A 23,981-nucleotide genomic window follows, 5' to 3' on the forward strand; every position below is an offset into this window, starting at 1 on the left:
TAATTCATTCAGATAGGAAAGAAAAGCATCACGATGTGATGGATTCTTTCTGCTTTGTTCCTTGAAAACTAGATAATAGATAGAAGGCAATTAATTTTTTTCAAAGCATCTGTAAGATCTTTTTAACGGTTAAGTTAGAAAGGGCGCACGGTGGATGCCTTGGCACTAGGAGCCGATGAAGGACGGGACTAACACCGATATGCTTCGGGGAGCTGTAAGTAAGCTTTGATCCGGAGATTTCCGAATGGGGAAACCCACTGTTCGTAATGGAACAGTATCTTTACCTGAATACATAGGGTACTGAAGGCAGACCCGGGGAACTGAAACATCTAAGTACCCGGAGGAAGAGAAAGCAAATGCGATTTCCTGAGTAGCGGCGAGCGAAACGGAATTAGCCCAAACCAAGAGGCTTGCCTCTTGGGGTTGTAGGACACTCAACATGGAGTTACAAAGGAACGGGGTAAATGAAGTGACCTGGAAAGGTCCGTCAAAGAAGGTAAAAACCCTGTAGTTGAAACTTCGTTCCCTCCTGAGTGGATCCTGAGTACGGCGGGACACGAGAAATCCCGTCGGAAGCAGGGAGGACCATCTCCCAAGGCTAAATACTCCCTAGTGACCGATAGTGAACCAGTACCGTGAGGGAAAGGTGAAAAGCACCCCGGAAGGGGAGTGAAATAGATCCTGAAACCGTGTGCCTACAAGTAGTCAAAGCCCGTTAATGGGTAATGGCGTGCCTTTTGTAGAATGAACCGGCGAGTTACGATTTCATGCGAGGTTAAGTTGATAAGACGGAGCCGCAGCGAAAGCGAGTCTGAATAGGGCGAATGAGTATGAGGTCGTAGACCCGAAACCAGGTGATCTACCCATGTCCAGGGTGAAGTTCAGGTAACACTGAATGGAGGCCCGAACCCACGCACGTTGAAAAGTGCGGGGATGAGGTGTGGGTAGCGGAGAAATTCCAATCGAACCTGGAGATAGCTGGTTCTCTCCGAAATAGCTTTAGGGCTAGCCTCAAGATGAGAGTATTGGAGGTAGAGCACTGATTGGACTAGGGGCCCCCAACGGGTTACCGAATTCAGTCAAACTCCGAATGCCAAATACTTATTCTTGGGAGTCAGACTGCGAGTGATAAGATCCGTAGTCGAAAGGGAAACAGCCCAGACCACCAGCTAAGGTCCCAAAGTATACGTTAAGTGGAAAAGGATGTGGAGTTGCTTAGACAACCAGGATGTTGGCTCAGAAGCAGCCACCATTTAAAGAGTGCGTAATAGCTCACTGGTCGAGTGACTCCGCGCCGAAAATGTACCGGGGCTAAACGTATCACCGAAGCTGTGGATTGACACCATTAGGTGTCGATGGTAGGAGAGCGTTCTAAGGGCGTTGAAGTCAGACCGGAAGGACTGGTGGAGCGCTTAGAAGTGAGAATGCCGGTATGAGTAGCGAAAGAAGGGTGAGAATCCCTTCCACCGAATGCCTAAGGTTTCCTGAGGAAGGCTCGTCCGCTCAGGGTTAGTCGGGACCTAAGCCGAGGCCGAAAGGCGTAGGCGATGGACAACAGGTTGATATTCCTGTACCACCTATACATCGTTTGAACGATGGGGGGACGCAGAAGGATAGGGTAAGCGCGCTGTTGGATATGCGCGTCCAAGCAGTTAGGCCGGAAACGAGGCAAATCCCGTTTCCATTAAGGCGGAGCTGTGATGGCGAGGGAAATATAGTACCGAAGTTCCTGATTCCACGCTGCCAAGAAAAGCCTCTAGTGAGATGTAAGGTGCCCGTACCGCAAACCGACACAGGTAGGCGAGGAGAGAATCCTAAGGTGTGCGAGAGAACTCTCGTTAAGGAACTCGGCAAAATGACCCCGTAACTTCGGGAGAAGGGGTGCTTTTTAGGGTGAATAGCCCGGAAAAGCCGCAGTGAATAGGCCCAGGCGACTGTTTAGCAAAAACACAGGTCTCTGCGAAGCCGCAAGGCGAAGTATAGGGGCTGACACCTGCCCGGTGCTGGAAGGTTAAGGGGAGAGGTTAGCGCAAGCGAAGCTTTGAACCGAAGCCCCAGTAAACGGCGGCCGTAACTATAACGGTCCTAAGGTAGCGAAATTCCTTGTCGGGTAAGTTCCGACCCGCACGAAAGGTGTAACGATCTGGGCACTGTCTCAACGAGAGACTCGGTGAAATTATAGTACCTGTGAAGATGCAGGTTACCCGCGACAGGACGGAAAGACCCCGTGGAGCTTTACTGCAGCCTGATATTGAATTTTGGTACAGCTTGTACAGGATAGGTAGGAGCCTGAGAAGCCGGAGCGCTAGCTTCGGTGGAGGCGTTGGTGGGATACTACCCTGGCTGTATTGAAATTCTAACCCGCGCCCCTTATCGGGGTGGGAGACAGTGTCAGGTGGGCAGTTTGACTGGGGCGGTCGCCTCCTAAAGAGTAACGGAGGCGCCCAAAGGTTCCCTCAGAATGGTTGGAAATCATTCGTAGAGTGTAAAGGCACAAGGGAGCTTGACTGCGAGACCTACAAGTCGAGCAGGGACGAAAGTCGGGCTTAGTGATCCGGTGGTTCCGCATGGAAGGGCCATCGCTCAACGGATAAAAGCTACCCCGGGGATAACAGGCTTATCTCCCCCAAGAGTCCACATCGACGGGGAGGTTTGGCACCTCGATGTCGGCTCATCGCATCCTGGGGCTGTAGTCGGTCCCAAGGGTTGGGCTGTTCGCCCATTAAAGCGGTACGCGAGCTGGGTTCAGAACGTCGTGAGACAGTTCGGTCCCTATCCGTCGCGGGCGCAGGAAATTTGAGAGGAGCTGTCCTTAGTACGAGAGGACCGGGATGGACGCACCGCTGGTGTACCAGTTGTCTTGCCAAAGGCATAGCTGGGTAGCTACGTGCGGACGGGATAAGTGCTGAAAGCATCTAAGCATGAAGCCCCCCTCAAGATGAGATTTCCCATGGCGCAAGCTAGTAAGATCCCTGAAAGATGATCAGGTTGATAGGTCAGAGGTGGAAGCGTGGCGACATGTGGAGCTGACTGATACTAATAGATCGAGGACTTAACCAACGCTTTTTAAAAAATGAAATACCTTCTTATTATCTAGTTTTGAAGGAACAACGTTCCTGATATGTTTGGTGACGATAGCGAAGAGGTCACACCCGTTCCCATTCCGAACACGGCAGTTAAGCTCTTCAGCGCCGATGGTAGTTGGGGGTTTCCCCCTGTGAGAGTAGGACGCCGCCAAGCCATTTCAAAGACCAGCCATCCGGCTGGTCTTTTTTTGCGTCTCAATGATTTGAATGGAAATCGTTTTTTTAGAAATCCCCATATTTCAGGTCGAATTGGAGAAGAATACGCCTTCAATTCGACCTGTTTCCTATCTAATTTGACCTAGAAGGAAATAATTCGAGCCGCAGCCTATCCAATTCGACCAAAACCCAATTAATCCGTCCTATCGTCAATTCCCTCAAATTCAAACAGCCGTTTATTAATACGGCCCATGTGAATTGAAATAATTCATGAGAGCAAGATACGATTATGTACCGATCAAGGAGCAGAGGTTAATTTCTTGATTCAGGCTATAGTAATTCGAAAGGGAGAAAGGATAGGATATTGAAGGTATGTAAATTCATGAGGGTAGGTGCCTTTACGATAGAAAGGATTTTTATACTGGAATGGATTTTTGAAAAATGAATTTCTTGTCTTTATTGGTTCTTTTCATTATACTAGGAAGAATTTATTAATGGTAATAATGTAAGTTGGATACAAAGCGAAATGAAATTATGGAAGGGATCGGTATTGTGAGTAAAAAGAGTAAGGAAAAGTTTGAAGTTATCGAGGGCGAGACAATCGATGCATGTTTAGATCGAATTAAAGCAGCAGGGTACTTTCCTGTAAGGCGAACAGAAGAACCCATCTTCGCCGAGAGAATCGAGAATGGCAAAGTCCAATATGTGCCAGTTGATCGAAAAATTGTATTCGAAGCAAAATTAATTGAGTAAAACACGAACGATTTATTCATATCATGTAAAAATATTCGATTTTAACTTGACATTAAAATGGCCGGAAGGTAAGATGAAGTTACATTAATACATCTCATATAATCATGGGGATATGGCCCAAAAGTTTCTACCTGATGACCGTAAATCATCGGACTATGAGAAAAGCATCTGACTAATTCGGAAACTAGCCAAGTCTTTTTGTATTTTTCAAAAGGGCTTTCTTTTCCGGACAGGTTGCTTTCTCGATGAGGAAGCAACCTGTCCGGTTTTTTATATTTTACATGTTATAGATAATGATAAGCGTCCATCTGCATACTCGGGACGCCTTAATATGAGTGTTGGAGGGAAAGATGATATGAAACCGCAAGTTGGGGTTATTATGGGAAGTGTCTCGGATTGGGAAACGATGAAATACGCTTGTGAATCATTGGAACAGCTTGAGATTCCCTATGAGAAAAGAGTCGTTTCCGCTCACAGGACGCCGGATTTACTATTTGAATATGCAGAGAGTGCAAAAGAGAGAGACATTAAAGTGATTATTGCCGGAGCGGGCGGGGCGGCACATCTTCCAGGTATGACAGCAGCCAAGACCATTGTCCCTGTGATAGGCGTGCCAATTCAATCGAAGGCATTAAATGGAATGGATTCGTTATTATCGATTGTTCAAATGCCTGGTGGCGTACCGGTTGCAACGGTTGCGATCGGAAAAGCGGGCGCAGTCAATGCCGGTTTGTTTGCGGCCCAAATATTAGCAGCTTTCGATTCTGACATTGCTGATAGGTTAGTGGCTTTACGAGACGAAACCAGAGAAAAGGTGTTACAGAGCAGTGAACAACTTAAATAATACAATCATTTTACCGGGACAGACCATTGGAATTATCGGCGGTGGGCAATTGGGAAGGATGATGGCCTTATCGGCTAGGGCATCGGGCTTTAAGATAGCGGTCCTTGAGCCGACTGCAGAAGGTCCATGTGCACAAGTGGCGGATATTGAAATCATTGGTGCTTATGATGACATCGAAGCATTGAAAAGGTTAGCTGAGGTCAGTGACGTAATAACCTATGAGTTTGAAAATATCAGTTCAGAAGCCCTGGATTGGTTAAAGCAACATGCATTTCTGCCACAGGGCTCAGAATTATTAAAGCTGACACAGGATAGACTAACTGAAAAAAAAGCGATATCTGATGCAGGAGCTTCTGTTGCTCCATATCGGGAAATACGGGATATTTCAGAAATTTACCTTCATATAGAGAAATTAGGGTACCCTAGTGTGTTAAAAACGACGCGGGGCGGTTATGATGGAAAAGGGCAGTTGGTCATTAAGGAAGAAGCCGATATCAAAAAGGCAGAATCCCTGCTCAAAACAGGTATATGTGTGCTGGAAGCCTGGATTCCTTTCGTAAAAGAAATCTCCATCATTGTGACGCGTAAGGCAAATGGCGAGGCAAGTCATTTTCCGATAGCGGAAAACATTCATATCGAAAATATTCTTCATAAAAGCATTGTTCCCGCCCGTATTAGTCAACAAGCTGAACGGAAGGCTATTAATGAAGCTTTGCAGCTTGCAGAGAAACTTGATTTAGTGGGGACATTGGCAGTAGAGATGTTTTTAACTGCTCAGGATGAGATCATCATTAATGAATTAGCGCCAAGACCTCATAACTCAGGGCATTATACAATGGAAGCATGTGAGACTTCACAGTTCGAACAGCATATAAGGGCTGTCTGCAATTGGCCGCTCGGAAATACGGCGTTATTGAAGCCTGTGGTAATGATAAACATCCTTGGTGAGCATATCGGGCCCTTAATGGATGAAATTCCGACGCTTTCAGATTGGAAGGTTCACCTTTACGGTAAGAAAGAAGCCAAGGTTAAGCGGAAAATGGGTCATGTGAATATTTTACGTCCAACGATTGAGGAAGCTCTTTTGGAAAGTGATCGAAGCAAAATATGGAATCAACAGGTTGAAACGGAGGAAGTAAAATGATTGAACGTTATACCCGCCCAGAGATGGGAAACATTTGGACAGAAAAGAACCGCTTTAATGCGTGGTTGGAAGTTGAAATCTTAGCTTGTGAAGCATGGTCTGAACTAGGTGTCATTCCAAAAGAAGATGTGAAACTTCTTCGTGAAAATGCTACGTTCGATGTGGAGCGTATCAATGAAATCGAAAAAGATACACGACACGATGTTGTTGCTTTTACACGTGCGGTTTCTGAAACGTTGGGTGAAGAACGGAAATGGGTTCATTACGGATTGACCTCAACTGATGTTGTCGATACAGCTCTTTCATATGTGATTAAGCAAGCGAATGATATCCTTTCCAAGGATTTAAATAACTTCGTGGAGATCCTGAAAAATAAAGCGAAAGAACATAAATATACGGTTCAAATGGGACGTACACATGGAGTTCACGCGGAACCGACTACTTTTGGGTTGAAACTGGCACTTTGGTATCAAGAAATGAAACGCAATGTCGAACGTTTTGATGAAGCCAGAAAGAACATAGAGGTTGGGAAAATCTCTGGAGCTGTCGGAACTTACGCAAACATCGACCCGTTCGTTGAAAAATTCGTTTGTGAAAAGCTTGGCCTTGAAGCAGCACCAATTTCAACACAAACATTGCAGCGCGATCGTCACGCACATTATATGAGCACTTTGGCTTTAATTGCGACATCAATTGAAAAGTTCGCAGTGGAAATTCGCGGCTTGCAAAAAAGTGAAACACGTGAAGTGGAAGAATTCTTTGCAAAAGGACAAAAGGGCTCTTCGGCAATGCCTCATAAACGGAATCCAATCGGTTCTGAAAATATGACGGGAATGGCTCGTGTAATCCGCGGTTACATGATGACAGCTTTTGAGAATGTACCGTTATGGCATGAACGTGACATTTCGCATTCTTCTGCTGAGCGCATCATCTTACCGGATGCAACGATCGCTTTAAACTACATGCTGAACCGGTTCAGCAACATAATTAAGAACTTGACCGTTTATCCAGAAAATATGAAACGCAATATGGACCGAACGCTGGGATTGATTTTCTCACAACGTGTGCTGCTTTCCCTTATCGATAAAGGACTTGTCCGTGAAGAAGCTTATGATACGGTTCAGCCGAAGGCGATGGAAGCATGGGAGCTTCAGGTTCCATTCAGAAGCCTGATCGAAAAGGATGATAAAATCACAAGCTTGCTTACGAAAGAAGAACTTGATGATTGTTTCGATCCTACACATCACCTGAAAAATGTTGATGTAATCTTTGATCGTTTAGGTTTATAAAAATGAAGGCGGCAAACATGGCACCTCTAAACGGTGATATGTTTGCCAAGCCTGATCAATGGTAGGAAGATTCATAATATTCACAATGTGGGGGTCTGGACAGATGGAAAAACGAGAATTGTTGTATGAAGGAAAAGCGAAACAGATTTTTGCAACGGACAACAGTGAAATAGTATGGGTGGAATACAAGGATTCGGCAACAGCGTTTAATGGTGAGAAGAAATCAGAGATTGCCGGAAAAGGTAAGTTGAATAATCAAATTACTAGCTTACTATTTTCAAAGCTTGCCCAAGAAAATATCCCTTCCCATTTTATTGAAATGCTTTCCGACCGGGAGCAGTTAGTCAAGAGGGTATCTATTATCCCACTTGAAGTCGTTGTCAGAAATACGGCTGCCGGCAGTTTTTCTAAAAGAACTGGCATTGAAGAAGGCCAGCCGCTCAAGAAAACGCTGATTGAGTTTTACTATAAAGACGACGAGCTCGGCGATCCTCTGTTAACGGAAGACCATATTGAAGAGTTGGAACTTGCAAGCAAGGAAGATGTAGCCATTTTAAAAGAAAAGGCACAAGAAATCAGTATCGTCTTAACTTCCTTCTTTAAAGAATTGGACATTAAATTGATTGATTTCAAATTAGAGTTCGGTAAGACCCCGAATGGAGACATTCTGCTGGCAGATGAAATTTCACCTGATACCTGCCGATTATGGGATATTAACACGAACGAAAAGTTAGACAAAGATGTATTCCGCCGTGATTTAGGCAGTTTAACAGATGCTTACGAAAAAATACTAGCAAAGTTGGAGGGCACTCAACATGTATAAGGTTAAAGTATATATCACACTACGCGAAAGTGTACTAGATCCACAGGGAGCAGCAGTGCAACAATCACTTCATAGTTTGACTTATAACGAAGTCAGTGATGTTCGAGTGGGGAAATACATTGAACTTACAATTAAGGATACGGATCGTGATTTAGATCAACTTGTGAAGGAAATGTGTGAAAAACTATTGGCCAATACGGTAATTGAAGCTTACCGTTATGATGTTGAGGAGGTTATCACCAAATGAAATTTGCTGTCATAGTTTTCCCTGGTTCCAATTGTGATGTCGATATGTACCATGCGATCAAGGATGCACTAGGGGAAGAAGTGGAGTATGTTTGGCATTCCACAGACAATCTAGATCAGTATGATGGAATTCTCCTTCCTGGAGGTTTCTCCTATGGAGACTATTTACGCTCTGGAGCGATTGCCCGATTTTCGAATGTAATGGCCGAAGTTGTAAAAGCTGCACAAGCAGGAAAGCCTGTTTTGGGTGTCTGCAATGGTTTTCAGATTTTACTTGAAGCAGGACTTTTACCTGGAGCGATGCGCCGTAATGAAGGCTTGAAATTCATTTGCCGCAATGTTGGATTAAAGGTTGAAAATAATCAATCGATGTTCACGACAGGTTATGAAGTAAATGAAACGATTACGATCCCGGTTGCCCATGGTGAAGGGAATTATTACTGTGATAATGAAACATTGGCTGAATTAAAACGAAATAACCGCATCTTATTCACTTATGATGGTGAAAATCCAAACGGAAGCTTGGAACAAATAGCGGGAATTACAAATGAACAAGGAAATGTCCTCGGTATGATGCCTCATCCCGAACGTGCTGTTGATTCACTGCTTGGCAGTAAAGACGGCTTAAAGATTTTTCAATCCATCGTAAAAAACTGGAGGGAATCACATGTTATTACAGCTTGAACCAAGTCCGGAAAAAATTAAATCGGAGCGATTGTACGCAAGTATGGGACTGTCCGATCAAGAATTTGCAATGGTTGAGAAAATCTTAGGCAGACTGCCTAATTATACGGAAACTGGATTGTTTTCTGTAATGTGGTCAGAGCATTGTTCCTACAAAAATTCAAAACCCATCTTAAAAAAATTCCCGATAACTGGGGAGAAAGTTCTTCAAGGTCCTGGTGAAGGAGCTGGTATCGTTGATATCGGTGACGATCAGGCTGTCGTTTTTAAAATAGAAAGTCATAACCACCCATCTGCTATCGAACCTTACCAAGGTGCCGCTACTGGTGTCGGAGGAATTATCCGTGATGTCTTCTCCATGGGTGCGCGTCCGATTGCGATGCTGAATTCGCTTCGTTTTGGTGAGCTAGACAATGATCGTGTTAAATATTTATTTAAAGAAGTGGTTGCCGGGATTGCTGGATACGGCAATTGTATCGGAATACCGACTGTCGGAGGCGAAATTCAATTCGACCCTTCTTATGAAGGGAACCCTCTGGTAAATGCGATGTGTGTCGGCTTGATCGATCATAAAGACATTAAAAAAGGCCAGGCTCATGGAGTAGGTAACACAGTCATGTATGTGGGAGCCAAAACAGGACGCGATGGTATTCATGGAGCAACATTTGCATCTGAAGAGCTGTCAGAGTCTTCAGAAGAAAAACGACCTGCCGTCCAAGTGGGAGATCCATTCATGGAGAAACTGCTTTTGGAAGCATGCCTTGAATTGATTCAAAATGATGCCCTTGTTGGCATTCAGGATATGGGTGCAGCGGGTCTTACAAGTTCATCTGCAGAGATGGCAAGTAAAGCTGGATCAGGCATTAAAATGAACCTTGATTTGGTACCGCAGCGTGAAACTGGAATGACTGCTTATGAAATGATGCTTTCTGAATCACAAGAACGGATGCTGATCGTTGTCACTAAAGGACGTGAACAAGAAATCGTTGACTTGTTTACGAAATATGATTTAGAGGCTGTTTCCGTAGGAGTAGTGACGGATGACAAAAACCTAACATTATCGCATCAAGGTGAAATCGTTGCAGAGGTTCCGGTGGATGCATTGGCTGAAGAAGCTCCGATTTATCATAAGCCATCTGCAGAACCGCAATATTTCCGCGATTTCCAAAGCATGACGGCCGAAGTGCCAGTCATTGAAGATTATAAAGAAACATTGGTATCACTATTGAAGCAACCGACGATTTCGAGTAAGGAATGGGTCTACGATCAATATGATTACATGGTCCGTACGAATACAGTCGTCTCACCTGGATCTGATGCGGCGGTGGTACGTGTCCGGGGCACAAATAAGGCCCTTGCCATGACGACGGATTGCAACTCCCGCTTTATTTATTTAGATCCTGAAACGGGAGGTAAAATCGCAGTCGCTGAAGCAGCCCGTAACATTATTTGCTCGGGTGCGGAACCTTTAGCGATTACGGATTGCTTGAATTTTGGGAATCCGGAAAAACCTGAAATATTTTGGCAATTGGAAAAAGCGGCAGACGGTATGAGTGAAGCTTGCAGAAGCTTAAGCACTCCTGTAATTGGTGGAAATGTCTCGCTATACAATGAAACGAACGGTGAAGCGATTTATCCGACACCTGTGGTTGGGATGGTTGGTCTTATCAATGACCTTCAGCACATCACTACACAAACGTTTAAAAATGAAGCCGATTTGATTTATGTGGTCGGCGAAGCGAAAGTTGAATTTGGAGGCAGTGAGTTACAAAAAATGCTCGAAGGTAAAATCTTCGGACGCGCACCGGAACTTGATTTGGCCGTTGAACAAAAACGTCAGCAGCAAATCCTCACTGCAATCCAAAAAGGACTTGTTGCATCAGCCCATGACCTTTCGGAAGGCGGTTTGGCAGTGGCTTTAGCTGAATCTTTATTCGGGGCTAGCAAGCTTGGGGCAAAAGTGAATATAGCTGGCGAACCGGTATCGGAATTATTCAGTGAAACGCAATCTCGATTCCTACTATCCATCAAGCCTGAAAACCAAACGGCATTCGAAGCGCTAGTTGAAGATGCGAAATGCATTGGCTCAGTAACGGGAGATAATAAATTAGTTGTGGCAACAGACAGTGATAGCAAAGTATTGGAAGCGGACGTTGAAGATTTACAAACAGCTTGGAAGGGAGCCATACCATGCTTGCTGAAATAAGAAGCCTAAACGAAGAGTGTGGTGTTGTTGGAGTCTGGGGACATCCTGATGCAGCACAGCTGGCTTACTACGGTTTGCATAGCTTGCAACATCGTGGTCAAGAGGGAGCTGGCATCGTCGTTACTGACGGTGAGCAGATGTCCATCTCCAAGGGTGAAGGTCTTGTCACAGAGATATTCACGGCCGAAAAAATGCAGTCACTTTCCGGTTCAGGAAAAGCTGCGATCGGCCATGTCCGTTATACAACGGCAGGCGGCGGCGGGTATCAAAATGTTCAGCCTTTCTTGTTCAATTCACATACAGGAGGGCTGGCGCTTGCTCATAATGGGAATATAGTAAACGCCCATCAGTTAAAAGCACAGCTTGAAGGACAGGGAAGCATTTTTCAAACGACATCGGATACGGAAGTCCTGGCCCATCTTATTAAACGGTCCGGCTACTCGGATGTCAGAGATTCCGTGAAGAACAGTTTAAGCATGCTGAAGGGAGCTTACGCCTTTGTCATCATGACAGAAAACCAAATGATCATGGCAAGGGACCCGCATGGCTTCCGTCCACTTTCCTTGGGGAAAATAGGCGATGCATATTTCGCCGCATCAGAAACATGTGCCCTTGATATTGTAGGTGCAGAATTCATCCGCGATATTGAGCCGGGTGAACTCGTTGTCATTAATGATGAGGGAATCACATCCGAGTACTTTTCGCTTTCAAGTCAACAGGCAATGTGCACGATGGAATATGTGTATTTCTCCCGTCCGGATAGCAACATTGATGGGATCAATGTTCATACGGCAAGAAAAAACCTTGGCAAGCAAATGGCACTGGAAACCAAAATTGAAGCGGATGTAGTTACAGGTGTACCCGATTCCAGCATTTCGGCGGCGATAGGCTATGCTGAAGCGGCCGGCATTCCCTATGAAATGGGCTTGATAAAAAATAGGTATGTTGGACGGACGTTCATTCAGCCATCACAGAGTCTGCGTGAACAAGGCGTGAAGATGAAACTTTCACCTGTAAGAGGGGTCGTGGAAGGTAAGCGGGTCATAATGGTTGATGATTCAATCGTCCGTGGGACAACAAGCAGAAGGATTGTCCGCATGTTAAAAGATGCTGGAGCCAAAGAAGTGCATGTTGTAATCAGCTCACCACCGATCAAGAATCCATGTTTTTATGGTATAGACACGTCTAAAAAGGAAGAACTGATTGCTAGCTCTAAATCTGTGGAGGAAATAAGAGAAATCATTGAAGCTGATTCCTTAACTTTTTTAAGCGTCGAAGGTATGGTCGAAGCAATTGGACGACCGTTTCCTGGAGAAACGCGCGGTTCATGCCTAGCTTGTTTCACCGGAAATTATCCGACTGAAATTTTTGAGTACGAACGAGAAAAAACAAAATGTTAATCAAGTCGGCAATGATGATTGATTTTCGGAGGAGGATTTCAAATGGCTAATGCATATAAGCAGGCTGGTGTTGATATTGAGGCTGGTTATGAAGCGGTAAATCGAATGAAAAAACATGTAAAACGCACATTTCGTCCAGAAGTAATGAATGGTCTGGGCGGTTTCGGGGGCATGTTTGATTTATCTTCCTTGAACCTTAAAGAACCTGTGCTCATTTCAGGTACGGATGGAGTGGGTACGAAACTATTGTTGGCAATCATGATGGATAAGCACGATACAATTGGAGTGGATTGTGTAGCTATGTGCGTCAATGATGTTGTCGTTCAAGGTGCTGCACCTTTATACTTTTTAGATTATATTGCCTGCGGTAAAGCAGATCCAGAACGAATTGAAATGATCGTCAAAGGAATTGCAGATGGCTGTGAGCAAGCGGGTTGTGCTTTAATCGGTGGAGAAACGGCTGAAATGCCAGGCATGTACGAAACGGAAGAATACGATGTGGCAGGTTTTACTGTAGGTGCAGTTGAAAAATCCCGTCTAATTACGGGTGAGGCAATCTCGGCGGGTGATGTCGTTATTGGACTTGCTTCGAGCGGCATCCACAGTAATGGATATTCACTTGTTCGTAAAATCCTTCTTGAAGACTCAGGTATGGGGCTTCATGACTTCGTACCGGAATTGGATTGCAAGTTGGGCGAGGAATTATTAAAACCGACAAAAATCTATGTGAAGTCCGTTTTATCGACATTGGAAAAATTTGATGTTAATGGTCTTGCCCATATCACGGGTGGCGGGTTCATCGAAAATATACCGCGTATTCTACCTGAAGGATGCGGTGTTGAGATCGAGCTTGGAAGCTGGGAAATTCCATCTATATTCTCATTCCTTGAAGAAAAAGGGAACCTTGTAAAAGAGGAAATGTTCAATATTTTCAATATGGGTATTGGAATGACTGCTGTCGTGAAAAAAGAAGTGGCATCAGATGTACTATCCCATCTACGGTCTTGCGGTGAAGAAGCATCGGTTATTGGAACGATTGTGGATGGAAATGGAGTGTCGTTTAAATAATGAAGCGCCTTGCTGTCTTTGCATCAGGTAACGGTAGTAATTTCCAATCGATTGCTGACGCAATAAAAAGTGGAAAGTTGGAGGCGGAAATCTGTCTTGTCGTTTGCGATCGTGAAGACGCATATGTGCTTGAGAGAGCTAATCTTGAGAATATTGAGTCTTTCTCCTTTTCAGCTAAGAATTACTCTAACAAGACTGAGTATGAATCGGAAATCCTGGAGAAACTTCGCCAGCACGAGATAGAATTTATCATTCTGGCTGGTTATATGCGTTTGATTGGTCCGACATTATTACAAAAGTTTTCACAGAGGATTGTGAACATCCACCCTTCACTTTTGCCTAGTTTTCCAGGCAAGGATGCAATTGGACAGGCTTTTGATGCCGGAGTGAAGGTAACAGGGGTAACGATTCATTTTGTTGATGATGGAATGGACACAGGACCGATCATTGCCCAAAAGGCAGTGCCAATTCTTGAGGGGGATACGAAAGACATCCTTCAAAAAAGGATTCAGGAAATGGAGCATGACATGTATCCGCCAGTTTTGCAGGAGCTATGCCACAAGAAACTTACTTAATGGAGGGACCAACATAACATGAAGAAACGTGCTTTAATCAGTGTATCGGATAAAACAGGGATCGTAGAATTTGCTCAAGGTTTAATTGAGGCAGGTTTTGAAATTATTTCTACAGGCGGTACTAAAAAAACGCTTCAGGATAATGGCGTTGATGTAATTGGAATCAGTGATGTCACCGGTTTTCCGGAAATATTAGATGGACGTGTTAAAACGCTTCACCCAAATGTCCATGGAGCAGTGTTGGCAAAACATGATGACAAGGATCACGCAGCACAGCTTGCAGAGCATAATATTGAACCCATTCAACTTGTCTGTGTAAACCTATATCCTTTCCAAGCGACTATTTCCAAACCGGAAGTCACTGTGGAAGATGCTATTGAAAACATCGATATCGGTGGACCGACTATGCTTCGTTCTTCTGCTAAAAACCACGCATATGTAACTGTTATCGTTGATTCCGAAGATTATCCTACCGTATTGGCTGAGCTGAAACAAAACGGCGGAGTATCTAAAACCACGAATCGCCGCCTGGCTGCAAAAGTCTTCCGCCATACAGCAGCATATGATGCTGTTATTTCGGAGTATATGACAGAGCTTGCCGATGAAGAAAACCCTGAATCATTGACTGTTACCTATGAATTGAAACAGTCGCTTCGTTATGGGGAAAATCCACATCAAAAAGCAGCATTCTATAAAAAACCGCTTGGTTCCGTCTTCTCAATTGCTGAAGCGAAGCAATTACATGGAAAAGAACTTTCATACAACAACATTAATGATGCTGATGCAGCACTTCAAATCGTTAAAGAATTCAATGAGCCGGCTGCTGTAGCTGTCAAACATATGAATCCTTGCGGCGTCGGTGTCGGGGCGACCATTTTAGAAGCATATGAAAAAGCTTATGAGGCAGATGCCACTTCCATTTTTGGCGGAATCATTGCTTTGAACCGGGAAGTTGATAAGGCGACTGCGGAAAGGCTTCATGAAATTTTCCTTGAAATCATCATTGCTCCTGGGTTTACGGATGAGGCAGTGGAAGTATTAACAAGCAAGAAAAACCTTCGTTTATTAACGATCGATTTCGACGCGGTTAAAAAACCTGAACGTAAATTGACTTCCATTGAAGGCGGATTACTTATTCAAGATCGGGATGCACATAGCTTAAAGGATGCAGAGGTAAAAGTGGCAACGAAACGTGAGCCTACTCCTGAAGAGTGGAAAGCCTTGGAACTTGGCTGGAAAATCGTAAAGCATGTTAAGTCGAATGCAATAGTGGTAAGTAACGGTCAAATGACATTAGGTGTTGGCGCAGGGCAGATGAACCGTGTGGGAGCTGCAAAAATTGCTCTGGAACAAGCTGGGGAAAGAGCGACAGGAAGTGCGTTGGCATCAGATGCCTTCTTCCCAATGGATGATACCGTAGAAGCGGCAGCGAAAGCGGGCGTCACGGCAATCATTCAGCCTGGTGGATCTGTAAAAGATCAGGATTCAATCAAGAAAGCTGATGAATATGGAATTGCGATGGTATTTACAGGAATTCGTCACTTTAAACATTAATCAAAAATGAGGTGCGATAATGAATGTACTAGTAATTGGCCGGGGCGGCAGGGAGCATGCCATTGCCCGCAAACTATTTGAAAGTAAACGGGTGGGGACAGTTTTTGCAGCACCGGGAAATCCAGGTATGATCGATGTTGCGACTCTTGTTCCAATTGATGAAAACAATCATGAGGAATTGGTTGCCTTTGCCAAGAAGAATGCAGTTTCATTAACGGTGATTGGGCCCGAAACCCCATTGTTGAATGGACTTGCTGATGACTTTACGGAGGCAGGCTTACAGGTGTTTGGCCCTAATGGTCGTGCTGCAGTGATTGAGGGAAGTAAATCCTTTGCTAAAGATTTAATGAAGAACTACAGCATTCCGACAGCGGAATACGAAACATTTTCTGATTATGATTCAGCAAAGGCATATATTGAAAGAATGGGTGCCCCCATCGTCATAAAAGCGGATGGATTGGCTGCAGGAAAAGGTGTCGTAGTAGCGATGACGATGGAAGAGGCGTTAGATGCCATCCATGACATGCTAGTCGGAGCAAAGTTCGGCGAAGCTTCTGCCAAAGTCGTTATTGAGGAATTTCTCGATGGCGAGGAATTTTCATTGATGGCATTCGTGAATGGGGAAAAAGTGTATCCGATGGTCATAGCTCAAGATCACAAGCGGGTTTTTGATGGAGATCAGGGCCCGAACACAGGTGGAATGGGTGCATATTCACCGGTGCCGCAAATTTCCGATGAAATGATTCAGACCGCAGTCGAAACAATTCTTCAGCCTACAGTAAATGCGATGATTTCGGAAAATCGGCGTTTTACAGGGATATTATATGCCGGGTTGATCGCTACTGAAAAAGGTACGAAAGTAATTGAGTTCAATGCACGTTTTGGCGATCCGGAAACGCAAGTTGTTTTACCACGCCTGAAAACAGATTTCGTAGATACCCTTGAAGCGGTTCTTTCTGGAGAGGATTTACAACTTGAGTGGCATGAAGAAGCCGTTCTTGGAGTGGTCGTCGCAGCTGATGGATATCCAGGGGATTATAAAAAGGGTTCCATCATTAAAGGCTTGGAAAAGATTGATCCGGATGCCCATGTTTATCACGCTGGAACGGCTCTCAATAGTGAGGGGAATTTCATCTCGAATGGCGGACGTGTACTTTTGGTTGCTGCAAAAGGGAAAGATTTGGCCTCTGCCCAAGCTGAAGTATATAAAGAGTTAGGGCATATTGAGAAAGATGGCTTATTCTGGCGAACGGATATTGGCTACCGTGCAATAAAATACAATTTTTCATCATAATATAAAGAAGCTGACTCTTAGCGGAGTCAGCTTCTTCTTTAGAAAAAACTTAATATGAATCAGATTGATTAGATTATTTTTCCTGTTTTGATTCGTTTTTCATAAAGTTTTGTCCGTTTTCCATTGCATCGACGACAGGACAATAGCGAAGAATGCCTTCGCCTATTTTCATGGCTGAAAGCATGACCACGAATAGATAAGATTGGTTTTTCCATGGTTTTTTTACCATTTTAGCCATTGCCCATGTTAGAAGTGTAAAACCACAAGTAATTCGCATTAACGCATTTATTATACTAATATTTTGTTTAAAATTCATTTTATGTCCATCCCTTCACAAAAATTTAACAATATTCTGGATAACATTACTGTTCTAATGAGGCAAGTATGTTACTATGAAATAAAATTGGATTGAAAATGGTTTTTTTCATACAACTGTTTCTAAAAAATTATGGGGGAATGTTTAATGCTTGAACAGCGCTATAGATGGAAAAATAAGCATCTAAGAGAACATATAGATGTGCTGGATGGCAATAGGGCACCACACATTCTGCTTAAAAATACGACTTATTTAAATCAGGCTTTACGAAAATGGGTAAAAGCGAATATATGGATATATGATGATCGCATCATATATGTTGGCGATAAGCTTCCTGATAATATAGACCGCTGTGAAATGGTAGACTGTACAAACCAGTACTTAGTCCCGGGTTATATTGAGCCGCATTCACACCCTTCTCAATTATATAATCCCCTTTCTTTTTCACGTTATGCATCTCATTTTGGCACAACGACATTGATCAATGATAACTTGCCGTTTCTTTTGCAGTTAGATAAAAAGAAAGCGTTTTCTCTTTTGAAAGAATTACGTAACATTCCTGTAACAATGTATTGGTGGAGCCGTTTTGACGGACAAACGGAATTGATAGATGAAGACATGGTCTTTTCCCATGGGGCCGTTAAATCATGGCTGGAGCATGATGCCGTATTACAGGGCGGGGAACTGACTGGATGGCCGAAGCTTCTCGATGGGGATGACATGATGTTGCACTGGATTCAGGAAGCAAAGCGAATGAGGAAGAAAATAGAAGGACACTTTCCAGGTGCTTCAGAGAAGACTTTAGCGAAAATGACCTTGTTCGGCGCCGATTGTGATCATGAGGCAATGACAGGTGATGAAGTCATGTCGCGCTTGCTGCAGGGATATTATGTATCGTTAAGGCATTCTTCGATCCGGCCGGATCTTCCAAAGATGATACAGGAAATCCATGAACTGGGCATTGATCATTATGACAAATTCTTTTATACGACAGATGGATCGCCGCCGTCCTTTTATGAAGGTGGTTTCATAGACTGCTTGATTAAAATAGCGATAGAGCATGGCGTTCCGGTAATCGATGCTTACAATATGGCAACTATCAACATCGCACGATATTATAACATTGAGTACCTTCATGGCAATATTGCCACTGGAAGGGTAGCGAACATCAACTTCCTGACTGATGTAAAGGAACCTGCACCGGTTTCGGTAATGGCAAAAGGGAAATGGGTGAAAAGGGATGGTGAAATCATACCCGATTCACAGGAAATCGAATGGAGTGATTTCGATTTTAAACCACTTGATCTTGACTGGGATCTTAGTTTAAAGGAAGATTTTGAATTTTCCATGCCGTTTGGAATTGAATTGGTCAATAATGTAATTACTAAACCGTACTCTCTTTCCAATGATGTTGGGCATGAAGAGCTGAACTTTGAGGATGATGAATGCTTTTTCATGCTTATCGATCGGGAAGGGAAATGGCGCATCAATACGATATTAAAGGGGTTTGCGGATAAGTTGTGTGGCTTTGCCGGCTCTTATACCAATACCGGTGATATCATACTAATCGGTAAAAGGAAACAGGATATGCATTTGGCATTTAACCGGCTGAAGGAGATTGGCGGTGGAATCATTTTAACGGAACACGGAAAGGTGATCCATGAACTTCCTCTGAAATTAAAGGGGGTCATGTCCACCAAAGAGGTTCCTGAACTGATAGAAGAAGAAAATGAATTGAAAAATTTGCTGCGTGACAGGGGGTATCGCTTCGCCGATCCTGTGTATACCCTTTCATTCTTTTCGACAACCCATCTGCCATATATAAGGCTGACCCAGCGGGGAGTGTATGATGTTATGAATAAAACTATACTCTTTCCCACTATAATGCGTTAAAATATAAGAGAAGAAATGGCTAATAAATCGGAGGAGTGGAAAGATGAATTTTAAGAGAGTTCTTTTCATCGTTATTTCTATTTTACTGCTGGCAGGCTGTTCGACGAAAGAAGATCCTGCATCGGATGACAGTAAACCGAAAGATCAGGCTGTCATCAAAAATACAGATGTGAAAAATGAACCTTCCAATGAGTTTCCACTTACAGGTATAGCCACCGAAGAAGTCAGTGAGCAAAGGGCCGTAGCAGTGATGATTAATAATCATCCAAAAGCACGCCCGCAATCGGGCCTCTCAGAAGCCGATATTGTCTATGAAATGCTCGCAGAAGGTGACATAACCAGATTTTTAGCTATCTTCCAAAGTGAAATGCCAAGCCAAATCGGTCCGATTCGGAGTGCAAGGGACTATTATATCGAATTGGCTAAAGGCATGGATTGCATCTATGTGTGTCATGGGTATAGCCCCGAGGCAAAGACCATGCTGGACAAAGGTTATATTGATAACTTGAACGGATTATATTATGATGGTACTTTGTTTCAACGTTCGGCAGATCGAAAAGCACCGCATAATTCCTACATCTCTTTTGAGGATATCCAAAAAGGCGCGAAGGATAAGGGCTTTGAGATGAATGGTGCACCGGAGCCTTATGCTTTCCTTACAAAGGAAGAGGCGGCTGGCCTTCAAGGGGAACCGGCAGTGAAAACCGAGATATCCTACGGATCAGACGAGTATGATGTAAAGTATGAATACGAAGCCACGGAAGAGAAATATAATCGTTATTCGAATGGTGAGCAAACAGTCGAACATAAATCGAATAAACCGATTTTACTGGATAATATATTGATCATTGAGGCCACTCATCAAGTGATTGACGATAAAGGACGTCGTACAATCGACTTGAAAAGTGGTGGAAAAGGTTATTTACTTCAAAAAGGAAAAGCGAATGAAGTAGAATGGGTTAATAAGGATGGTCGGATTACACCAGTGAAAAACGATAAAGAAGTAGGGTTGATTCCAGGGAAAACTTGGGTCAATATTATTCCGAATGAACCTGGTTTAGTAGGAGACGTCACATTTTGATACCCATGAAATTGAGGGGGAGTAACATGCAAATTGATAAGTTAAGGGGAAAAGAAACGGATCAGCTGTTTAAGTCGATCCTTTCCTTGCGTGATTTGGACGAATGCTATCGATTTTTTGATGATTTATGCACAGTTAATGAAATTTCATCATTAGCACAGCGTCTTGAAGTAGCCCGGATGCTTGAAGAAGGTAAGACCTATCATAAAATCGAAACGGAAACGGGTGCGAGCACGGCTACGATTTCCAGGGTGAAACGCTGCTTGAATTACGGAAATGACGCTTATTCAATGGCTCTTAACCGGATTAAGGATAACGTTGAGGAAACAACTGAATCTTAATGCTTTAGATTTTTTATATGGTGAATTAGAAAAAGCCGAGGAATTCATTTCCCGGCTTTTTATTTTGAGTTTAGCGCTTTCTTTGTCTGCTGTCTTTCAGCCGTATCCATGTTATATTGGATTTTAGATTCAGGGGGTTCCATTTGGTAAACATTTTATCAATACTTCTCATTTTTAATGAAAAATCTTAATGCTATAATGGTTAATGGGAAGTGTGAATGGAGGATTATTATGTACGATTTTCGCGAGTGGAAACATGTTTTCAAACTCGATCCAAATAAAGAAATAAGTGATGAAGCCCTTGAAAAAGTCTGTGAATCGGGTACTGATGCAATCATGGTCGGGGGAACGGATGGAATCACGCTTGAGAATGTGCTTCATTTAATGGCACGGGTCAGACGATATACCGTCCCATGTGTGATGGAGATTTCTTCTGTTGAAACGGTGACGCCAGGGTTTGATTTATATTTCATTCCGAGTGTTCTGAATAGCACCAATCCGGATTGGATGATGAAACTGCATCAGCAAGCAGTCAAAGAATACGGATACCTTTTGAATTGGGATGAAATTTTCGTTGAAGGGTACTGTATCCTGAATCCTGAGTGCAAGGCGGCCCAATTGACGAAAGCCAATACCGATTTGGATATGGATGATGTGGGAGCATACGCGATGATGGCAGAAAAGATGTTCAACCTGCCGATTTTTTATCTGGAATACAGCGGTGATTATGGCGATGTTCAGATGGTGGAAGCGGCCAAAGAGAGTCTGGAGAATACAGTATTATTCTATGGCGGTGGGATTAAATCGGTTGAACAGGCTAAAGAGATGTCTAAGATTGCGGATGTTATCGTTGTCGGAAATGTGATTTATGAAGATTTGAAAGTGGCACTAGCAACAGTTACGGCAGTTAAATGAAAACTTGGAATAAATATAGTATACTAAAACAGAAACGAATGTTCGTATAGGTGGTGTGATAATGCAATATTTAGCGGAAAAATTACTAATAGGTTTGAATGAACAGCAACAAAAAGCAGTTAAATCAACTGATGGTCCACTTTTAATCATGGCTGGGGCAGGAAGTGGAAAGACGCGTGTGCTGACTCACCGAATAGCTTACTTGATGGTCGAGAAGGAAATAGCACCTTGGAATATCCTTGCAATCACGTTTACCAACAAAGCTGCACGTGAAATGAAGGAGAGGATCCGTGCCATACTTGGCGGTGCGTCCGAAGATATCTGGATTTCGACTTTCCACTCGATGTGTGTCCGCATTTTACGGAGGGATATTGATCGTATCGGTTTTAATAGGAACTTCTCGATATTGGATACGACGGATCAGCAATCGGTCATTAAACAAATTATGAAAGATCGCAATATGGATACGAAGAAATATGATTACCGTGCCATTTTGGGTAGCATCAGTTCAGCTAAAAATGAATTGGTCGGGCCGGAAGAGTACCTGAAGACGGCGTCTGATTACTTCACTAAAGTAACTGCCGATGTTTATACGGAATACCAAAAGCGGTTGCGGAAAAATTCAGCGCTCGATTTCGATGATTTGATCATGATGACGATTCAATTGTTCCAACTGGTACCGGAAGTGCTTGAATACTACCAGCGCAAATTTCAATACATTCATGTCGATGAGTACCAAGATACGAACAGGGCTCAATATATGCTTGTTAAACTACTGGCTTCACGCTTCCGTAATCTTTGTGTTGTCGGGGATTCCGATCAATCGATCTATCGCTGGCGCGGTGCGGATATTGCGAATATCCTTTCATTTGAAAAAGATTACCCGAATGCCAACATGATTTTCCTTGAACAGAATTACCGCTCGACGAAAAAGATTCTAGAAGCGGCGAATAAGGTCATCGATAACAATCAAAACCGAAAACCGAAAAATCTTTGGACCGAGAATGCAGATGGTAATAAGATTTTCTATTACCGTGCAGACAATGAACAAGGGGAAGCGCAATTTGTAGCCGGAAAGATAAATGAGTTAGCTCAGGCCGGCAGCAGGAAATATTCCGATATAGCAATTCTGTATAGAACAAATGCACAATCACGTGTCATGGAGGAAGTTCTGCTTAAATCCAATATAAACTACGCAATAGTCGGGGGCACTAAGTTCTACGACCGTAAAGAGATTAAGGATTTACTTGCCTATCTGCGCCTTATTGCGAATCCTGATGATGACATCAGTCTTCGCCGTGTAATCAATGTACCAAAACGCGGAATTGGTGCAACTTCAATGGACAAAGTGGCAGATTATGCAGATCAATATGATGTTTCCATTTATAAAGCACTCGAATCCGTGGAAATGGTAGGGATAAGCGGTAAGGCTACCAAAGCGGCAAGGGAATTTCATACGCTGATCACTAACTATACAAATCAGCAGGAGTACCTATCCGTGACGGAACTGGTGGAGGAAGTCATTAAGAAAACCGGTTACCGTGAGATGCTGCAGGCAGAAAAAACGATTGAATCACAAAGCCGGCTTGAAAATATAGATGAGTTTTTATCTGTAACGAAGGCATTCGAAAGTAACAGCGAGGACAAGTCATTGGTTGGCTTTTTAACTGACCTGGCGTTGGTTGCGGATATAGACCAACTTGATGAGAATTCCGAAGAAGCTACAAATACGGTAACGTTGATGACGCTGCATTCCGCGAAGGGACTGGAATATCCGGTGGTCTTTTTATTGGGCCTTGAAGAAGGGGTTTTCCCTCACAGCCGCTCGCTCATGGATGAAGAGGAGATGGAAGAAGAACGCCGTCTGGCTTATGTGGGAATTACAAGGGCTGAAAATGAGCTATTCATAAGCAATGCCCAAATGCGGACATTGTATGGACGGACGAGTATGAACCCAGTTTCACGGTTCATCAGTGAAATACCAGAGGAGCTTCTTGAAGATCTAAAACCGAAACCGGCTCCTCGAGCTAGGCAAACACCTTTCAGTTCTTCGAGAACTGGATCTCCTTCAACAGCTTCCACAAGAAAAGTTCCTGCCTTTGGAAGAGCTGTTTCTGCACCATCCGCAACGGGCGGTGAAGAGATTGGCTGGGCTGTCGGTGACCGTGCATCCCATAAAAAATGGGGGATAGGAACCGTGGTGAGCGTAAAAGGGGAAGGCGAAGGGAAGGAATTGGATATTGCTTTTCCAAGTCCAATCGGCATCAAGCGCCTACTGGCGAAATTTGCACCGGTTGAAAAAGCTTAAGCTAT

At 43.6% G+C, this 23,981-nt stretch carries 19 protein-coding genes, 2 rRNA genes and 1 riboswitch; of the genes, 20 read left to right on the forward strand and 1 reads right to left on the reverse strand.

All coding sequences use genetic code 11. From position 1 onward, the window contains the following. The first annotated feature begins 127 nt into the window (after positions 1-127). The 15 genes from ACDZ29_RS12705 (at position 128) to purD (ending at position 17,122) form a co-directional block, all read left to right on the forward strand. A 23S ribosomal RNA gene (locus ACDZ29_RS12705) occupies positions 128-3,060 on the forward strand. A 64-nt stretch (positions 3,061-3,124) separates the two neighbouring features. Continuing rightward, positions 3,125-3,240 (forward strand): 5S ribosomal RNA (gene rrf / locus ACDZ29_RS12710). 512 nt (positions 3,241-3,752) lie between these two features. Beyond that, positions 3,753-3,995, forward strand: coding sequence for an NETI motif-containing protein (locus ACDZ29_RS12715; RefSeq protein ID WP_370013689.1), 243 nt, complete (start codon positions 3,753-3,755; stop codon positions 3,993-3,995). Positions 3,996-4,069: 74 nt separating this feature from the next. After that, a riboswitch (purine riboswitch) is annotated at positions 4,070-4,171 on the forward strand. Positions 4,172-4,350: 179 nt separating this feature from the next. Next, positions 4,351-4,839 carry a 5-(carboxyamino)imidazole ribonucleotide mutase gene (gene purE, locus ACDZ29_RS12720; RefSeq protein WP_289318245.1) on the forward strand — a complete coding sequence of 163 codons (489 nt, stop codon included), beginning with the start codon at positions 4,351-4,353 and terminating at the stop codon, positions 4,837-4,839. Next, positions 4,823-5,983, forward strand: a complete 1,161-nt coding sequence (purK, locus tag ACDZ29_RS12725) for a 5-(carboxyamino)imidazole ribonucleotide synthase (protein WP_289323475.1) — start codon at positions 4,823-4,825, stop codon at positions 5,981-5,983. The genes purE and purK overlap by 17 nt, the downstream gene beginning before the upstream one ends. Next, positions 5,980-7,272: an adenylosuccinate lyase gene (gene purB, locus ACDZ29_RS12730; RefSeq protein ID WP_289323476.1), complete on the forward strand. Its 1,293-nt coding sequence runs from the start codon at positions 5,980-5,982 to the stop codon at positions 7,270-7,272. Before purK ends, purB begins: the two co-directional genes overlap by 4 nt. A 103-nt stretch (positions 7,273-7,375) precedes the next feature. Then, positions 7,376-8,095, forward strand: coding sequence for a phosphoribosylaminoimidazolesuccinocarboxamide synthase (gene purC / locus ACDZ29_RS12735; protein WP_098370357.1), 720 nt, complete (start codon positions 7,376-7,378; stop codon positions 8,093-8,095). Further along, on the forward strand, positions 8,088-8,342 hold the full coding sequence (purS, locus tag ACDZ29_RS12740) for a phosphoribosylformylglycinamidine synthase subunit PurS (protein WP_289318241.1): 255 nt from the start codon (positions 8,088-8,090) through the stop codon (positions 8,340-8,342). The genes purC and purS overlap by 8 nt, the downstream gene beginning before the upstream one ends. Then, on the forward strand, positions 8,339-9,025 hold the full coding sequence (gene purQ / locus ACDZ29_RS12745; protein WP_289323477.1) for a phosphoribosylformylglycinamidine synthase subunit PurQ: 687 nt from the start codon (positions 8,339-8,341) through the stop codon (positions 9,023-9,025). The genes purS and purQ overlap by 4 nt, the downstream gene beginning before the upstream one ends. Further along, positions 9,009-11,231: a phosphoribosylformylglycinamidine synthase subunit PurL gene (gene purL / locus ACDZ29_RS12750; protein WP_370013692.1), complete on the forward strand. Its 2,223-nt coding sequence runs from the start codon at positions 9,009-9,011 to the stop codon at positions 11,229-11,231. The genes purQ and purL overlap by 17 nt, the downstream gene beginning before the upstream one ends. Continuing rightward, on the forward strand, positions 11,216-12,631 hold the full coding sequence (purF, locus tag ACDZ29_RS12755; protein WP_289323479.1) for an amidophosphoribosyltransferase: 1,416 nt from the start codon (positions 11,216-11,218) through the stop codon (positions 12,629-12,631). The genes purL and purF overlap by 16 nt, the downstream gene beginning before the upstream one ends. A gap of 42 nt (positions 12,632-12,673) precedes the next feature. After that, positions 12,674-13,699, forward strand: coding sequence for a phosphoribosylformylglycinamidine cyclo-ligase (purM, locus tag ACDZ29_RS12760; protein WP_289318237.1), 1,026 nt, complete (start codon positions 12,674-12,676; stop codon positions 13,697-13,699). After that, entirely contained in the window at positions 13,699-14,274 is a 576-nt protein-coding gene (gene purN / locus ACDZ29_RS12765) for a phosphoribosylglycinamide formyltransferase (RefSeq protein ID WP_289323480.1), read from the forward strand. The genes purM and purN overlap by 1 nt, the downstream gene beginning before the upstream one ends. Before the next feature lie 18 nt (positions 14,275-14,292). After that, positions 14,293-15,828, forward strand: a complete 1,536-nt coding sequence (purH, locus tag ACDZ29_RS12770) for a bifunctional phosphoribosylaminoimidazolecarboxamide formyltransferase/IMP cyclohydrolase (RefSeq protein ID WP_289333633.1) — start codon at positions 14,293-14,295, stop codon at positions 15,826-15,828. Between the two features lie 19 nt (positions 15,829-15,847). Then, positions 15,848-17,122, forward strand: a complete 1,275-nt coding sequence (gene purD / locus ACDZ29_RS12775; protein ID WP_289323482.1) for a phosphoribosylamine--glycine ligase — start codon at positions 15,848-15,850, stop codon at positions 17,120-17,122. Positions 17,123-17,195: 73 nt separating this feature from the next. Here purD and ACDZ29_RS12780 read toward each other — a convergent pair whose 3' ends face one another. After that, positions 17,196-17,438: a YgaP-like transmembrane domain gene (locus tag ACDZ29_RS12780; protein ID WP_375090956.1), complete on the reverse strand. Its 243-nt coding sequence runs from the start codon at positions 17,436-17,438 to the stop codon at positions 17,196-17,198. Positions 17,439-17,585: 147 nt separating this feature from the next. Between ACDZ29_RS12780 and ACDZ29_RS12785 the strand changes: the two genes are divergently transcribed. The 5 genes from ACDZ29_RS12785 (at position 17,586) to pcrA (ending at position 23,976) form a co-directional block, all read left to right on the forward strand. Continuing rightward, positions 17,586-19,331 carry an adenine deaminase C-terminal domain-containing protein gene (locus ACDZ29_RS12785; protein ID WP_289323484.1) on the forward strand — a complete coding sequence of 582 codons (1,746 nt, stop codon included), beginning with the start codon at positions 17,586-17,588 and terminating at the stop codon, positions 19,329-19,331. Between the two features lie 43 nt (positions 19,332-19,374). Then, positions 19,375-20,412 carry a DUF3048 domain-containing protein gene (locus ACDZ29_RS12790; RefSeq protein WP_375090957.1) on the forward strand — a complete coding sequence of 346 codons (1,038 nt, stop codon included), beginning with the start codon at positions 19,375-19,377 and terminating at the stop codon, positions 20,410-20,412. A 26-nt stretch (positions 20,413-20,438) separates the two neighbouring features. After that, entirely contained in the window at positions 20,439-20,753 is a 315-nt protein-coding gene (locus ACDZ29_RS12795; protein WP_034306094.1) for a YerC/YecD family TrpR-related protein, read from the forward strand. A gap of 231 nt (positions 20,754-20,984) precedes the next feature. After that, complete coding sequence (locus ACDZ29_RS12800) at positions 20,985-21,668, forward strand: heptaprenylglyceryl phosphate synthase (protein ID WP_289318230.1); 684 nt, start codon at positions 20,985-20,987, stop codon at positions 21,666-21,668. A 61-nt stretch (positions 21,669-21,729) separates the two neighbouring features. Continuing rightward, positions 21,730-23,976, forward strand: coding sequence for a DNA helicase PcrA (gene pcrA / locus ACDZ29_RS12805; protein WP_289318229.1), 2,247 nt, complete (start codon positions 21,730-21,732; stop codon positions 23,974-23,976). Positions 23,977-23,981: the final 5 nt, after the last annotated feature.

Source organism: Peribacillus sp. RS7 (genome assembly GCF_041956845.1).
Taxonomy (GTDB): Bacteria; Bacillota; Bacilli; order Bacillales; family DSM-1321; genus Peribacillus.

Bases quoted from the DNA above. Each gene is read 5' to 3' on its own strand.
- purF (WP_289323479.1), top strand. From the start codon at position 11,216: ATGCTTGCTGAAATAAGAAGCCTAAACGAAGAGTGTGGTGTTGTTGGA.
- purB (WP_289323476.1), top strand. From the start codon at position 5,980: ATGATTGAACGTTATACCCGCCCAGAGATGGGAAACATTTGGACAGAA.
- ACDZ29_RS12790 (WP_375090957.1), top strand. From the start codon at position 19,375: ATGAATTTTAAGAGAGTTCTTTTCATCGTTATTTCTATTTTACTGCTG.
- purH (WP_289333633.1), top strand. From the start codon at position 14,293: ATGAAGAAACGTGCTTTAATCAGTGTATCGGATAAAACAGGGATCGTA.
- purN (WP_289323480.1), top strand. From the start codon at position 13,699: ATGAAGCGCCTTGCTGTCTTTGCATCAGGTAACGGTAGTAATTTCCAA.
- purQ (WP_289323477.1), top strand. From the start codon at position 8,339: ATGAAATTTGCTGTCATAGTTTTCCCTGGTTCCAATTGTGATGTCGAT.
- pcrA (WP_289318229.1), top strand. From the start codon at position 21,730: ATGCAATATTTAGCGGAAAAATTACTAATAGGTTTGAATGAACAGCAA.
- ACDZ29_RS12800 (WP_289318230.1), top strand. From the start codon at position 20,985: ATGTACGATTTTCGCGAGTGGAAACATGTTTTCAAACTCGATCCAAAT.
- purE (WP_289318245.1), top strand. From the start codon at position 4,351: ATGAAACCGCAAGTTGGGGTTATTATGGGAAGTGTCTCGGATTGGGAA.
- purM (WP_289318237.1), top strand. From the start codon at position 12,674: ATGGCTAATGCATATAAGCAGGCTGGTGTTGATATTGAGGCTGGTTAT.
- ACDZ29_RS12795 (WP_034306094.1), top strand. From the start codon at position 20,439: ATGCAAATTGATAAGTTAAGGGGAAAAGAAACGGATCAGCTGTTTAAG.
- purS (WP_289318241.1), top strand. From the start codon at position 8,088: ATGTATAAGGTTAAAGTATATATCACACTACGCGAAAGTGTACTAGAT.
- purC (WP_098370357.1), top strand. From the start codon at position 7,376: ATGGAAAAACGAGAATTGTTGTATGAAGGAAAAGCGAAACAGATTTTT.
- ACDZ29_RS12785 (WP_289323484.1), top strand. From the start codon at position 17,586: ATGCTTGAACAGCGCTATAGATGGAAAAATAAGCATCTAAGAGAACAT.
- ACDZ29_RS12780 (WP_375090956.1), bottom strand. From the start codon at position 17,438: ATGAATTTTAAACAAAATATTAGTATAATAAATGCGTTAATGCGAATT.
- purD (WP_289323482.1), top strand. From the start codon at position 15,848: ATGAATGTACTAGTAATTGGCCGGGGCGGCAGGGAGCATGCCATTGCC.
- purL (WP_370013692.1), top strand. From the start codon at position 9,009: ATGTTATTACAGCTTGAACCAAGTCCGGAAAAAATTAAATCGGAGCGA.